General features: G+C 72.0%; 9 protein-coding genes. 1 reads left to right on the forward strand and 8 read right to left on the reverse strand.

Translation table 11 applies throughout. The features are described 5' to 3' along the window. Window positions 1–106 precede the first annotated feature (106 nt). On the reverse strand, window positions 107–2,053 hold the full coding sequence (locus AB0E77_RS19725) for an acyl-CoA dehydrogenase family protein (protein ID WP_361572284.1): 1,947 nt from the start codon (window positions 2,051–2,053) through the stop codon (window positions 107–109). Between the two features lie 344 nt (window positions 2,054–2,397). Between AB0E77_RS19725 and AB0E77_RS19730 the strand changes: the two genes are divergently transcribed. Then, a complete protein-coding gene (locus AB0E77_RS19730; protein WP_361572287.1) occupies window positions 2,398–3,411 on the forward strand; it encodes a LacI family DNA-binding transcriptional regulator in 1,014 nt (337 codons plus the stop codon). A 54-nt stretch (window positions 3,412–3,465) separates the two neighbouring features. Here the strand turns inward: AB0E77_RS19730 and AB0E77_RS19735 are convergent, their stop codons facing one another. The 7 genes from AB0E77_RS19735 to AB0E77_RS19765 form a co-directional block, all read right to left on the reverse strand. Beyond that, window positions 3,466–4,179, reverse strand: a complete 714-nt coding sequence (locus AB0E77_RS19735; RefSeq protein ID WP_361572289.1) for a hypothetical protein — start codon at window positions 4,177–4,179, stop codon at window positions 3,466–3,468. Between the two features lie 90 nt (window positions 4,180–4,269). Continuing rightward, window positions 4,270–6,504, reverse strand: coding sequence for a glycoside hydrolase N-terminal domain-containing protein (locus tag AB0E77_RS19740; RefSeq protein ID WP_361572292.1), 2,235 nt, complete (start codon window positions 6,502–6,504; stop codon window positions 4,270–4,272). Next, entirely contained in the window at window positions 6,501–8,480 is a 1,980-nt protein-coding gene (locus AB0E77_RS19745) for a beta-galactosidase (protein WP_361572295.1), read from the reverse strand. The genes AB0E77_RS19740 and AB0E77_RS19745 overlap by 4 nt, the downstream gene beginning before the upstream one ends. Further along, the gene (locus AB0E77_RS19750; protein ID WP_361572298.1) at window positions 8,477–10,708 is read right to left on the reverse strand and encodes a 1,4-beta-glucanase; all 2,232 of its coding nucleotides are present in this window, start codon (window positions 10,706–10,708) and stop codon (window positions 8,477–8,479) included. The genes AB0E77_RS19745 and AB0E77_RS19750 overlap by 4 nt, the downstream gene beginning before the upstream one ends. 49 nt (window positions 10,709–10,757) lie before the next feature. Continuing rightward, window positions 10,758–11,684 (reverse strand): carbohydrate ABC transporter permease, encoded by a 927-nt coding sequence (locus AB0E77_RS19755; RefSeq protein ID WP_361572457.1) that lies wholly within the window; start codon window positions 11,682–11,684, stop codon window positions 10,758–10,760. A 23-nt stretch (window positions 11,685–11,707) separates the two neighbouring features. Beyond that, window positions 11,708–12,751, reverse strand: coding sequence for an ABC transporter permease subunit (locus AB0E77_RS19760; protein ID WP_361572301.1), 1,044 nt, complete (start codon window positions 12,749–12,751; stop codon window positions 11,708–11,710). 26 nt (window positions 12,752–12,777) lie between these two features. Continuing rightward, on the reverse strand, window positions 12,778–14,463 hold the full coding sequence (locus AB0E77_RS19765) for an extracellular solute-binding protein (protein WP_361572304.1): 1,686 nt from the start codon (window positions 14,461–14,463) through the stop codon (window positions 12,778–12,780). Window positions 14,464–14,502: the final 39 nt, after the last annotated feature.

Consider the following 14,502-nt stretch of genomic DNA (forward strand, 5'->3'; position numbering starts at 1 on the left):
CGTCCCTCGAGCGGTGTCGCGCCGGGCGGAGCGGGGGCCGGCCGGCCGGGCCCGTCGTCGCCGTGCGGGCGGGGAGGCGACGAGCGGGCCCGGGGCGGCTGACGTGTCAGGGAATGGGACGGTGGACGTTCTGCCTGGTGCTCGGCCCGGGTGTCGTGTCCGCGATCCAGGGGCCCTGGCCCGAGGGATCGACGACGCCCTGCTCCAGCCACTCGTAAGCGCCGCCCAAGACGCCCTTGACCACCTTGCGGTCGAGGTCGTCGGTGTTGGTCCACAGCCGGCCGAAGAGTTCCTCGACGCGGATGCGGGACTGCCGGCAGAAGGCGTCGGCGAGCTGGTAGGCCTCGCGGCCGTGGTCGCCCTCGGCGCGCAGGTGCTCGGCACGGACGCAGGCGGCGCTCATGGCGAACAGCTCGGCGCCGATGTCGACGACGCGGCCCAGGAAGCCCTGCTTGGTCTCCATCCGGCCCTGCCAGCGGGACATGGCGTAGAAGGTGGAGCGGGCGAGCTTGCGGGCGGCGCGTTCGACGTAGCGCAGGTGGCCGGAGAGGTCGACGTGGCCCGTGGGGTGGAACTCGGCGTAGGAGCGCGGGAGGTGGCCGGGTCCCGCGACCAGTTTCGGCAGCCACTTGGCGTAGAAGACGCCGGCCTGCGCACCCGCCTTCGCCTTGTCGGACAGGGACTTGTCCGGGTCGATCAGATCGCCGGCGACCGAGAGGTGGGCGTCGACGGCCTCGCGGGCGATCAGCAGGTGCATGATCTCCGTGGAGCCCTCGAAGATGCGGTTGATCCGCAGATCGCGCAGGAGCTGCTCGGCGGGCACCGCGCGCTCGCCGCGGGCTTCGAGGGAGGCCGCGGTCTCGAAGCCCCGTCCGCCGCGGATCTGGACCAGCTCGTCGGCCATCAGGCAGGCCATCTCGGAGCCGTAGAGCTTGGCGAGGGCGGCCTCGATGCGGATGTCGTTGCGGTCCTCGTCGGCCATCTGGGAGGAGAGGTCCACGACGGCCTCGAGGGCGAAGGTGGTCGCCGCGATGAAGGAGATCTTGGAGCCGACCGCCTCGTGCAGGGCGACCGGCTTGCCCCACTGCTCACGTGCGGCGGACCACTCGCGGGCGATCTTCAGGCACCACTTGCCGGCGCCGACGCACATGGCGGGCAGTGAGAGACGGCCGGTGTTCAGGGTGGTCAGGGCGATCTTGAGGCCGGCGCCCTCGGGGCCGATGCGGTTGGCGGCGGGGACCCGGACCCGGTGGAAGCGGGTGACGCCGTTCTCCAGGCCGCGCAGCCCCATGAAGGCGTTGCGGTTCTCCACGGTGATGCCCTCGGAGGCGGCCTCCACGACGAAGGCGGTGATGCCGCCTTTGTGGCCCTCGGACTTCGGCACGCGGGCCATCACGACGAGCAGGTCGGCGACGACGCCGTTGGTGGTCCACAGTTTCACGCCGTCGAGGACGTAGTCGTCGCCGTCGGGGACGGCGGTGGTCGCGAGGCGGGCCGGGTCCGAGCCGACGTCCGGTTCGGTGAGCAGGAACGCCGAGATGTCGGTGCGGGCGCAGCGCGGCAGGAACGTGTCCTTCTGCTCCTGGGTGCCGAACATCTTCAGCGGCTGCGGCACGCCGATCGACTGGTGCGCGGAGAGCAGCGCGCCGATCGCCGGATTCGCGGATCCGACCAGGGAGAGGGCCTTGTTGTAGTAGACCTGGGTGAGACCGAGACCGCCGTACTTGGTGTCGATCTTCATACCGAGGGCGCCCAGCTCCTTCAGCCCCGTGATCACCTCGTCGGGGATCCGCGCGTCGCGTTCGATGACGGAGCCGTCGATCTTCGTCTCGCAGAAGTCGCGGAGCTTGGCGAGGAACTCCTCGCCGCGCTGGACGTCGTCGTCGGCCGGGACGGGGTGCGGGTGGAGGAGGTCGAGGCGGAAGCGGCCGAGGAACAGCTCCTTGGCGAAGCTGGGCTTGCGCCAGTCCTGTTCCCGGGCAGCCTCCGCCACCTGACGGGCCTCACGTTCGGTGACGGTGGGTCGGGAGGAAGGGGTGGGTGGAGCGGACATGAGGCTCACCTCGCCGCGAATCGGCATCGAAGGGAGGTACGGCCGCGAAGTCCTCGTTGCGCGAACTCGCGGGCGTACGTTACTAGTCGGTGCTACCCGATCGTGTGTACCCGTTCCGGGGCGGACCCACCACCCCTGGTGCGGCCGTTCGGCCGATGGGTGCGGGGGCGGGACGGTGCGAGAAGATGGGCCGGGAGGCCCGGGGAGGCGCGGGGAAGAAAGGTGTCGAAGCGCTTCGATAGGCTATGGACACCCACCCGTGCTGGGGCTACTGTCGAACCACCCTCGCCCGCCTCTGCCCACCCCGCGCGCTGTCGAAGCGCTTCACAAGCTTGGAGAGCTGGATGGTCACCCTCGCCGAGGTCGCCCAGCACGCCGGAGTCTCGGCGAGCACGGTGAGCTATGTCCTCAGCGGCAAGCGGTCCATCTCCACCACCACCCGGCAGCGGGTCGAGGAGAGCATCCGGAAGCTCGGCTACCACCCGAATGCCGGCGCCCGCGCCCTGGCCAGCAGCAGGTCGAACATCATCGCGCTGATGATCCCGCTGCGCACGGACATGTACGTGCCCGTGATGATGGAGATCGCCGTCGCGGTCGCGACCACCGCGCGCGCCCACGGTTACGACATCCTGCTGCTCACGGGCGAGGAGGGACCCGACGCGGTGCGCCGCGTCACCGGCAGCGGTCTCGCCGACGCCATGATCCTCATGGACGTGGAACTCGACGACGAGCGGCTGCCGCTGCTGCGCGGCACCGACCAGCCCTCGGTACTGATCGGACTGCCCGCCGACACCACCGGTCTGACCTGCGTCGATCTCGACTTCCGGGCGACCGGCGCGCTGTGCGTGGAGCATCTGGCGTCGCTGGGGCATCGCGACATCGCTGTCATCGGCGAGGCGCCCGCCGTGTACGAGCGGCACACGGGTTTCGCCGAGCGCACCCTCGACGGGCTGCGTGCCCGCGCGCGCGAGCTGGGGCTGCGGCTGCTGCACCGCCCGTGCGAGGGGGGCTACGACGCGATGTCCGCGACCCTCGCCCGCGTCTTCGACGAGCGTCCAGGCACCACCGGGTTCGTCGTGCAGAACGAGTCGGCGGTCGAGCCGCTGCTCGCGCTGCTGCGGCAGCAGGGCCGGGCGGTGCCCGAGGACGTGTCGGTGGTCGCGGTCTGCCCCGAGCAGGTCGCCGCCCAGGCCTCGGTACGGCTGACCTCGGTCGCGGTGCCGGCGCAGGAGATGGGCCGGCACGCGGTGGAGCAGCTGGTCGCCAAGCTCGACGGGCGCGGCAGCGAGGAGGTCGTGCTGCTCGCTCCGGAACTGACGGTGCGGGCGAGCTCGGGGCCGGCGCCGGTCCGGTCGTAGGCGGAAGGGGCCGGCCCCGGGCGGGGCCGGCCCCTTCGTCGTGGTGGCGGTGGCTCAGCCGCCGCTGACCGTCAGGCTGTCGGTGCGGAAGTCCAGACCGCCGGCGGACGAGGTGATCTCGTAGCCGAACTGCACGTCGCCGATGGTCTCGTCGCCCATCCACCCCTTGGTGTCCCTGATCCACTTCAGGATCGGGAGGATGTCCACCGTGCCCTCGGTCGAGTCCGAGGTGCGCAGGAACGAGAAGACCTCGTTGGCGCCGTTGTCCCCCTTGTAGACGTTCCAGCTGTGGCCGCCGAGCGAGACGGTCCCCTGCGAGGTGCCGAGGGGCCCGACGGCCCCGTTGTAGTTGACCCAGAGCATGATCTCGTAGTCGTGGTCCGTGTCCCAGATGTCGTACGACGTGTTGTACGCGCCGGCGGACGGGACCGTGACGTCGTAGCTGCTGCGGAGCGAGCCGAGGGAGCCGATCGACTTGTTGATCACCTTCTTGGCGTTCGGGTAGGACTTGATGCCGCCGGTGTTCGGGTGGTCGGCCCATACGCCCCAATTGGTACCGGAGTTGGCCCAGACGCACTGGCTGCCGGCGCCGGAGCCCCAGATGTTGTTGTAGAGGGTGTAACCGTCCAGGGTCGTGTTGCCCCACTGGTCGCAGGAGTTCCAGACGGCGGCCTGGGCGGGTGCGGAGGCGAGGCCGACGGCGGCGCCGAGCGCGAGGGCCGGGGCCAGGAGAGCGGTCAGGGTGCGGGTACGGGTGCGTCGTGCCATGGGGTTCCCTTCCAGGGGGTGGGGGGAGGTGCACTGGTGCTGCCGCGTCGCCGTGTCGTCACGTCCTCACGTCCTCACGTCCTCACGTCTTCACGTCTTCACGTCGACGACGCGGTCCTCCCCGGCGACGAGGTCGAGCGGTTCGGCGCCGGAGGGGGTCCGGAGTTCGATGCGGTGCGTGCGGTCCGGGCGCAGGACGGCCGTCGCGCTGCCGTCGGGCGTCCAGGACAGGTCGAGCGACGCCCCGAACCGGGTGCGTACGCCCGTGAGCCGGCCCCCGGGGCAGCCGTCCGGCAGGGCGGGGAGCAGCACGAGGCGGCCGGGCGTGGACTGCACGAGCATCTCGATGAGCACGGCGGGCAGGGCGTGCGCGGCGTCGGCGTTGTAGACGTCGCGGCGGGGGTAGTGCGCGCTCATCAGGGACGCGTGGAAGTAGTCGCCGTCGAGTACCCGGTCCAGTGCGTGGGCCACCCGGGCGCCGTCCCCGAGCCGGGCGGCGACCAGGGCGTGATGGAGGTGGCCGTGGGCCGAGTCGTTCTCGGCGCCCCGCAGTTCGAGGGCACGGTGGGCGGCCTCGGCGAGTGCGGGCGTGTCGTGGGGGGTGATCTCCTCGAGCGGCCAGACGCCGTAGAGGTGGCTGAGGTGGCGGTGGTCGTAGGTGTCCGCCAGGCCGGTCCTGGCCCATTCGGCGAGGGCGCCGTCGGCGTTGATCCGGTGCGGCGGGAGCCGGTCGGCGAGGGCGCGCCAGCGGTCGGCGTGCTCGGGGTGGTGGTCGGCGGCGGTGCGCAGGGCGTGCCGGGCGGCGGAGAGGTCCATGGCCGCGTCGAGGGTGCCCCAGCTCGCGTTGGCGGGCCGGTTCTCGGGCGAGTAGGAGGGGACGACGACGAGCCGGCCCTCGGCGTCGGTGCGGGTGAGGAAGTCCTCGTAGAACAAGGCGACTTCGGCGAGCGCGGCGATGGTGCGCGGGTCGCTTGTGCCGTAGGTCTCGGCGTGGTCGACGAGGGGCTTGAGCAGCCAGTCGGCGCCGGCCGTCCACAGGTGCAGGGGGTACTCGCGGCTGAAGTGGTACGTGTGGCCGCACTCGCCGTCGGTGTGCGAGGGCGCGACGACGCCGCGGGTGCCGAAGATGGCGCGGGCGTTGTCCCGCCAGTCGGGCAGCTGGCGGTGGACGAGGGCCGCGTGGGCCTCGGTGACCTCGGGCAGGGCGGCCGCGGCGGCGGAGGCGGTCTGGAGGTTGAGGTTCGCGTTGGTGGTGAACGCCCCGGACCAGGCGGTGTTCCAGTCGCCGGTCCACAGGCCGGTCAGCCGGGGCGGGAGCAGGCCGGAGGCCGACAGGAGGTGGTAGCGGCCGGCGGCGAAGAGGCGCTCCAGGAGGGCCGCGCCGCGGGGCCGCTCCAGCAGGGCCGAGCCCGGCAGCGCGCGTTCGGCGGGGTCGGCGGCGAGGTCGAGGGTGACGCGGTCGTAGGCGGTGCGGTGCAGGTCGAGGTGGCGGCGCAGGAGGGCGTCGTACGCGGTGCCGTCCTGGGCTCCGTCCGGTCCGGCGGGGAAGGCCCCGTCGGCGAGGTCGCGCAGGGTGCGGCCCTCGGCGGTCACGTCGAGTTCGCCGGTGTGCCGGCGCACCCGGGTGAGGAGCAGCACCTCCGTGGCACCCTCGACGAGCACGCCCGGCGGGACCAGTTTCACGGCGCCGCCGGTGACGGTGATCTGGGTGACGCCGGTGTACGCGAGGTCGCTGCCGGGGTAGCGGGCGCGCAGGCTGAGCAGGGCGCCCCCGGGGGTGAGCACGGCGCTGTGGCCGATGCCCAGACCGGCGGGCGCACCGGGCAGACGGGGGTCGAGGGAGATGTCGAGGGTCAGGTGCGCGGCGGTGACGCGCTGGACGATCACGTCGTCGGCGCGGGAGACGAAGACCCGGCTGGTCCAGGTGGCGCGGGCCGCGCTCGTCTCGCCGGTGGTGAAGTCGACGCGGCGGCGGTAGGGGTCGCCGGTGTCGCCGTCGGGCCTGTTCAGGCGGATCTGGAACGCCGGGTGGAAGGGCCGCACCCACTGCAGGGGGCGGCCGTCCGTGAACTCCTCGGCGGCCCCCCTGTCACCGGCCAGCAGGCGGTCCTGGAGCGCGGGGAGTGCGGCGGCGAGCCGGGGTGGCCGGCGGTGTTCGTCGTCGCCGTCCGGGCGTACGAGGGTGTGGTGGGTGACGACGACCCGGTCGGCCCGCGGATCGCCGAACACCAGGGCGCCGTGGTGGCCGTTGCCGGTGAGGAAGGCGTCCTCCCAGCGGGCGGCCGGCTCGGGTTCCCAGGTGCCGTGCACGGGTGCGCCGGTCATGAGGCGGGCTCCGCGAGGACGGCGACGCCGTGGCGGCCGAGGGTGACGCGGTCGGTGACGGCCGCCTCGGTCAGCAGGTCGCGATGGGTGCCGGGGACGTCGACGGTGACCGGTTCGCGGCCGTGGTTGAGGAGGAACAGCAGGTCACCGCGGCGTACCGCCTCCACGTCGGGCGGGAGGCCGTCGAGGACCGGCCGGACGCCCGCGTCGGCGGCGGCGCGGGCGAGCAGGGCGCGCAGCGCGTCCGGTTCCGGCAGGGTCGACACGTACCAGGCGCGGCCCTTGCGCAGGACGGCCGGGAGCCCGTCCAGCTCGCCGCCCCGGTACGGGAGGGTCTCGGTAGCGGTGCCGTCCGGTTCGATCTCCTCCGACCACAGTGTGCCGCGGAAGCCGTCGCAGGCGGCCGTCTCGTCCGTCTCCAGGGGCCACCACTCGTGCAGGGTGCGGATGCCGAACAGGTCGCGCAGCCGGGCGTCCATGCCGCCCTCCCTGATCCGGTCGTCCTGGTCGGCGACGCCGGTGAAGAAGCCGCACACGAGGGTGCCGCCGCCGCGGACGTGGGCGACGAGGTTGTCGACGGCGGTGTCCGTGAGCGCGTAGAGCTGCGGCACGACGACCGCCCGGTACGGGGTGAGGTCCTGCTCGGGGTGGGCGAAGTCGGTGGTGTGTCCGGCCTCCCACAGGGCCCGGTGCCAGGCGTGCAGGACGTCCGGGTAGGCGAAGCGCGTGGAGGGGCGGCCGTCCTGGTCGCCGGCCCACCAGGAGTGCCAGTCGTGCAGGACGGCGACGTCGGCAGCGACCGGGGTGCCCGCCACGTGCGGGCCGAGCCTCGCGAGGTCGGCGCCGAGTTGCCTGACCTCCTGGTGGGCACGGCCTCGCTCCCCCGCGTGGCCGACCATGCCGGAGTGGAACTTCTCCGCGCCCTGCCGCGACTGGCGCCACTGGAAGTAGCAGACGGCGTCCGCGCCGCGCGCCACGGCCTGGAGGGACCACAGCCGGTTCAGACCGCGCGGCTTGGGGTGGTTGGCGCCGCGCCAGTTGACCGGTCCGGCGGCCTGCTCCATGAGCATCCACGGGCCGCGGGCCTGGGAACGGGTCATGTCCTGGACCAGGGCGCCGTGCTGCGCGCCCAGGGGGTCGCGCGGGTCCGGGTAGAGGTCGACGGAGACGACGTCCTCCTCCTCGGCCCAGCGCCAGGCGTCCTGGCCGTGCCACAGCGGCATGAAGTTGGTGGTGACCGGGATGTGCGGGGTGTGGCGGCGGACGATGTCGCGTTCGGCGGTGAAGCACTCCAGGAGCATGTCGGACGTGAAGCGGCGGAAGTCCAGCACCTGGGCGGGGTTCTTCAGGTAGTGGGTGCGGCGGGCCGGGAGGATCTCCTCCCAGTCGCCGTAGCCCTGGCTCCAGAAGGCGGTCCCCCAGGCGGAGTTGAGGGCGTCGAGGGTGCCGTACCTGCGCTGGAGCCAGCGGCGGAAGCGGACGGCGGCCTCGTCGCCGTGGTCGAAGGTGCAGTACTCGTTGTTGATGTGCCACAGGGTGAGGGCCGGGTGGTGCGCGTAGCGGGCGGCCAGGGCCTCGGTGATGGCCGCGGCGTGGCGGCGGTAGGTGGCGCTGGAGTGCGAGAAGTGCTGCCGGCCGCCCCACCGTTCGGTGCGGCCGTCCTCGTCGCGGGGCAGGGTGTCCGGGTGGAGGCGCCCCAGCCAGGGCGGCGGCGAGGAGGTGGGGGTGGCGAGGACGACGCCGATGCCGTGGGCGTGCATCAGGTCCATGAGGCGGTCCAGCCAGGCGAAGTCGTGGACGCCGGGCCGGGGTTCGAGCCGCGACCAGGAGAAGACGCCGAGGGTGACGGTGTTGACGCCGGCGGCCTTCATCAGGCGGGCGTCCTCGGGCCAGGTCTCCTCCGGCCACTGCTCGGGGTTGTAGTCGCCGCCGAAGAGGACGCGGTCGCGGGTGACGTCCGCGAGGCTCGGGCTCATCCGGGCTCCCCGTACTGGATGCCGCGCCCGTTGGTGGCGAGGTAGACGCGGCCGTGGACGCGCGGGTCGCCGGTGATGGTCTCGGCGGTCCAGCCCCACTGGTGCCGGTCGTCGTTGATCCGCGTCCAGCTCCTCGCCTCGTCGTCGGAGCGGTAGACGGCGGTGAGGGTGCCGGCGCCGAGGGAGCCGACCTGGTAGACCGCCGGGTAGCTCGCGCCGTCGGCGGCCTTGCCGAAGCCGAGGGTGTGGGAGGCCCGGCAGCTCGCCACCCGGGTGAAGGAGGTGCCGCCGTCGGTCGAGCGGTACAGGCCGTTCTCCTTGGTGCTCAGCCACAGGTCGCCCCGGTGCCCGGGCGCCGCGGCCAGCTTGAACTGGCTGTCCCCGGCGGGCAGTCCGCCCGCGCGGGCGGTGAAGCCGAGACCGCCGTCGGTGCTGGCGAACAGCGTGCCGGTGTCGGTGTCGTACGCGTAGAAGAGCGCCGGGTCGACCGGGTCGGCGACCGGTGTGGCGCCCTTCGGGAAGGAGGGGACCTCGGTCCAGCTCGCGCCGTCGTCCGCCGAGCGGTGGGCCGGGTACCCGGTGCCGTCCCAGTGGACGAAGGACCACAGCAGCACGCTGCCGTCGGCGTTCACGGCGATCGGCCCGGGCGCGTCCTCGGCCGTCGCGGGCTGGGACTCGAAGGGCGCCCAGGTGCGGCCGCCGTCCCGCGAGGACGCGCCGTTGCCGTGGTCGCCCCAGCCCGCCCGGACGACGCAGGCCGGTCTGCGTGCCGCCTGTGCGAGGCCCGTCGCCGATCCGGAGACGGGGTTGGCCGCCATGCCGCGGGCCGGGGACGCGGTGAGCCGCTCGTGGTACATCACGCCGATGTCCCTCGACCCGCTGAGCAGGTGCGCCGCGCCGGTGGGGGGCGAGATCAGCTGGGTCACGGAGCTCTCTTCCAGGCCGCGGATCCGCGGCGCCCAGTGCTCGAGGTCGCGGGTGCCGTAGAGGGTGGCGCCGGTGCCGTACAGGATGTGCCGCGCGTCGTACGGGTCGACGGCGACGGCCTGGATCCACCAGCCGAACTTGGGCTGTTCCTCGCCCCAGGCCAGGTAGGGCGTCTCCGAGACGTCGAGGACGGCCGAGTCCTTGAGGGACGTCCAGGTGCGGCCGCCGTCGGTGGTGCGGAACAGGGTGTCGACGGCCGCCCAGCGGTTGTTGGTGGAGACGACGACGGTGCCGGGCCGGCGGGCGTCGACGGCGACGCCGCCGTACCCGAAGGTGTCGGTGCCGCCCGGCGCGAGGGGCGTGACGTCCGTCCAGCGGCCGTCGGTGGTGCGCAGCTTGTGCACGGCGCCGGCGGACTGGCCGTTGGGTCCGGGTGCGTCGGCGTACGTCACGTACAGCTCGCGGGCGTGTGGGTCGTACGCGGCGCGGACCGGGACCCTGGCCGCGGTGCCGGAGGGCTGTCCGGGGACGGCCTCCCAGGTGCGGCCGTCGGCCGTGCGGAACAGGTTCGGCGCGGTGCCGTCGGCGTCGCCCCAGCCGGCGTAGAGGGTGCGGCCCGCGGCGACGAGGAGGGTGACGCCCTGGCCGCCGGCGGTCGGGGCGGCCGGGAAGCCGGGGGCGGGGGCCCAGGTGGTGCCGCGGTCCGTGGACCTCAGCAGTCCGTCGTGCCGGGTGCCCAGCCAGAGGGTGCCGCTGTCGCGCGGGTCGATCAGGAGGCGCTCGCCGGTGCCGCGGCCGTCCTCGTTGGCGCCGAGCTTCACGGTGAGGGCGGTGCGCCGCCAGGTGGTGCCGCGGTCGTCGGAGCGCAGGATCGCGCCGTTGCCGGCCCAGGACTGGGCGTAGGTGCCGCAGGCCAGGTAGAGCCGGTCCGGGTGGGCGGGGTCGACGGCCATCGCCTCGACGCCGAGCAGGTTCCAGTCGTCCCACCCGAGGTGGTCGAGGAGCGGGGTCCAGCGGGCGGCGCGGTCGTCCCAGCGGTAGGCGCCGCCGATGTCGGTACGGGCGTACGCCAGGCCACGGACGCGGGGGTGGAACATGACGCCGGTGATGAATCCGGTGCCGCCGATGACGACGTTGCGCCAGCGGTAGGGGGTGGCCCCACCGCCCTGGGCCCGACCGCCCTCGGCCCCGGCGCCCTCGGCGGCGTGGGCCGGCGTGGGGGCGGCCGGCAGGGCGGCCAGTGCGGCACCGGCCGCCGCCCCGGCCAGTACGGCACGTCTGTGCGGGCGGAACGCGGACATGGAGAACCTCGCTCTGCATGGTGACGGAGGGAAGGAGAGAATCGGGGCGTCAGCCCTTGACGGCGCCGGTCAGCATCCCCTTCTTGAAGTGGCGCTGGACGAACGGCGACAGCACGGCGACGGGCAGCAGGGCCATGACCATGACGGCCATCTGCACGGCCAGACCGGAGAGTTCACCGGTCTTGATCGCCTGGCCCAGGCCGACCGGCGCCTCCTGCTTCTGCACGAGCTGGATCATGACGTTCTGCAGGGGCAGCATGTCCTGGTCGTTGAGGTACAGGGAGGCGTTGAACCACGCGCTCCAGTAGCCGACGGCGTAGAACAGCGTGATCACCGCGACGACCGCGCGGGACAGCGGCAGCACGATCTGCCACAGGATGCGCAGGTCGCCGGCGCCGTCGATGCGGGCGCTGTCGACCAGTTCCTGGGAGATGCCCATGAAGAAGCCGCGCAGCACCAGGATGTTGAAGACGCTGATCGCGCTGGGCAGGATCAGCGCGAGATAGCTGTCCGTCAGGCCGATGGACTGCACCAGGAGGTAGGTGGGGATGAGGCCGGCGCTGAAGAACATCGTGGCCAGCAGCACCATGAGGATCCAGCGGTGGCCCAGCGAGCCGGTGCGGGACAGTCCGTAGGCGCACAGCACCGACACGGCCATCGAGAACAGGGTGCCGACGAGGGTGATGCCGATGCTGACCAGCGCGGCGCGGGTGACCTGGCCGCCGCTGAGCAGTTCCTGGTAGGCGACGAAGGTGATGTCCTTCGGGATCATCACCAGCCCGCCGGCCTCGTCGATGGCCTTGCGTGAGGAGAGGCTGGTGACGACGACGATCCACAGCGGGAAGAGGATCCCCAGGCAGGCCAGGAGCAGCACCAGCCCCTTGCCGGCGAGCCCGGCGCGGCTGGGCTTCTCCTCCCACACCGGCCGGGGCGGGGCGGCCCACCGGGAGGGCCGGCGCGCGGGATCGCCGGTCACGGCGGTCGTTTCCTGCACGGCGGTCACTTCTTGTACACCCCCTGCTCGCCCATCAGGTGGGCCACCTTGTTCGCGATCAGGACCAGGCCGAGGCTGATGACGCCCTTGACGAGCCCGGCGGCGGCCGCGTATCCGAAGTCCTGGTTGCGCACGCCGTTCCACCACACGAAGGTGTCGAGGACCTCCGCGGCCCCCGGTCCGACGGCGTCGCGTTGCAGCAGGATCTGTTCGAAGCCGACCGTCAGGGCGTCGCCGACGCGCAGCACGAGCAGCAGGGCGATCACCGGGCGCAGCGCGGGCAGTGTGACGTGCCACATGCGGCGCCAGCGGTTCGCGCCGTCCATCGCGGCGGCCTCGTACAGGTCGGGGCTGACGGAGGCGAGCGCGGCGAGGAAGACGATGATCCCCCAGCCGGCGTCCTTCCACACGCTCTGCGCGGTGACCAGGAACTTGAAGGTGTCCGGGTCGGTCATGAGGCTGAGCCCGTCGTAGCCGTGGTCGCGCAGCAGCTGGGACAGGAGGCCCGCCCCGCCGAACAGCTGCTGGAAGACGGCGATGACCAGCACCCACGAGAAGAAGTGCGGCAGGTAGAGGATGGCCTGCGAGACGGCCCGCACCCGGGGCCGGACCACGCTGTTGATGAGCAGCGCGAGCAGGATGGGGACCGGGAAGTACAGCACGAGCTGGAGGAGGAACAGCACCAGCGTGTTCCGCACGGAGTTCCAGAAGGCGGAGTCCTCGAAGATCCGCTGGAAGTTCTCCAGGCCCACCCAGGGACTGTGCAGGATGGAGACGATCCCGTTGTCGCTGATGTAGGGGTCGTACTCCTGGAAGGCGACGACGTTGCCGAGGATCGGCACGTAGTTGAAGAGCAGCACCAGCAGGACGGCCGGCAGGGTCATCAGCAGCAGGACGCGGTCCCGCCTGAACCGCAGCCGCAGGCTGAGTCCACCCGTTCCGTTCTTCCGGCCCTTCTTCCGGGGACCGGTGGCGTGGCCGGACGCCTCCGGGGTCTTCTTCGTCGCATCGGCCTCGGCCCTGGTCCGAGGCACCGTGCTGTGGGACACGGCCGTTCTCCTTGCCTCGGTACCGGTCAGCCCGCCGCCGCGCCGTTGTCGTCGAGCAGCTTCTTGTACCAGTCGCGCAGTTCGTCGCCGCCCTTGCTGCGCCAGTCGGAGACGGCCTGCTGCATGTCGCTGATCTTCTTGCGGCCGCGGACGATGTCGTCCTCCAGCTGCTCGAAGTCGTTGGAGAGGTTGGTGTAGCGGGCGGGCTCGGTGATCTGCATGCCGTAGAAGGTGGGCTTCCTGGTGAAGGCGCCCATCCGCTGCTGCCACTCGACCTGTCCCCTGGCGACCTCGGGGAAGTCGGGGTGCGCGATGGTCGCGGCGGGGCTCGCCACCATCACGTAGGCGTTCATCACGTCGATGTTGCCCTGGTCGGTCTTGGTGGGCACGCCGTTCTCGACGGTGTAGTGGGTGCCCTCCACGCCGTAGTTGGTGGCCATGTACTCCTTGGTGCCGTACGGCGCGGCGGTGACGTTGGCGACGGCCAGCACGTCGCGGATCACGGACTTGGACGCCTTCTTGTTGACGAAGGCGAAGATGCCCGCCGGGTTCTGCGCCCACAGGGTGGGGTCGCCGCCGTCGTGCCCGAAGATGTCCATGCCCCAGATCGTGAACTCGGGGTTCTGGGTGGCCTGTTCGGCGGTGCGGCTCCACCACTGGGAGGAGTCCTGGTTGTAGATGAGGAACTCGCCGGCGGCGAACTTGGGCCCGGGGTCGGTGGCGTTGGACTTGCCGAGCCTGGCGTCGGGGTGCACGACCCCGGCGGCGAACAGCTTGCGCGTCCACTCCAGGGCCTCGAGGTACTCCTCGGTCTCGATGCGGTAGACCAGCTTGCCGTCGGTCTCGTTCCAGCCGAGGGACTTCTCGTTGCCGGAGAGCACACCGAAGGCGTTGAAGGCGGTCCACTTCATGTCCAGGCAGGCCCAGCGCTTGGCCTTGGCGTTGGTGGCCTCCTTGGCCAGCGCCATGAACTCGTCGCAGGACCGGGGGACTTCGTAGCCCTCCTTCTCGAAGACGTCCTGCCGGTACAGCGGCACGATGCCGGTCACGTACGAGGACGGCATCGGCAGGCCGCGCAGCTTGCCGCCGAAGATGGAGCGCCGCCAGGCGTCGGTGGGGATCGCCGCGAGGTTGGGGTACTCCTTGACGGCGTCGCCGGACAGGTAGGGGCCGAGGTCGGCGAACTTGCCGATGATGGCGCTGGGGATCTTGCCGGTCATGTTCCAGCCGGGGACGACCACGACGTCGGGCACCTCGCTGGAGGCGAGGACGGCGCCGAGCTTCTGGTCGTAGGTGTTGCCGTCCTGGTTCTGCCAGACCACGTCGACGCCGATGAGGTCGTTCATCGCCTTGTAGTAGGCGTTGTCGTCCTTCGGCGGGGAGCCCCAGAAGGGGGACATGACGGTGACCCGGCCGCCCTTGCCGAGCTTCTTCGGCACCGAGGTCTTCAGCTGTGCGAGGTCGAGCTTGCTGGTGAAGCCGACCGCGGAGCCGTTCTTGCTGGGGATGTCGGGGGTGACCACGTTGCCGGCCACATAGGCGGGCAGCAGCTTCGCGGCGTCCTTGCCCGACGTGGTGCCGTCGCGCGAGCCGCCGTCGGATCCGCCGCAGGCGGTCAGCAGCGGCATCCCTCCGGCCACCGCTGCGGTGGCGACCGCCGTGGAGGCGAGGAACTTTCTCCGGCTGGGGCCGGAGGCGGCGTTCGGCGTCATTGCGTCAACCCTTCATGGCGCACCAGGACACCCGGCGGT

Origin of the sequence: Streptomyces sp. NPDC032940, from assembly GCF_040636935.1 — a bacterium.
In the GTDB taxonomy this organism is placed as follows: Bacteria; Actinomycetota; Actinomycetes; order Streptomycetales; family Streptomycetaceae; genus Streptomyces.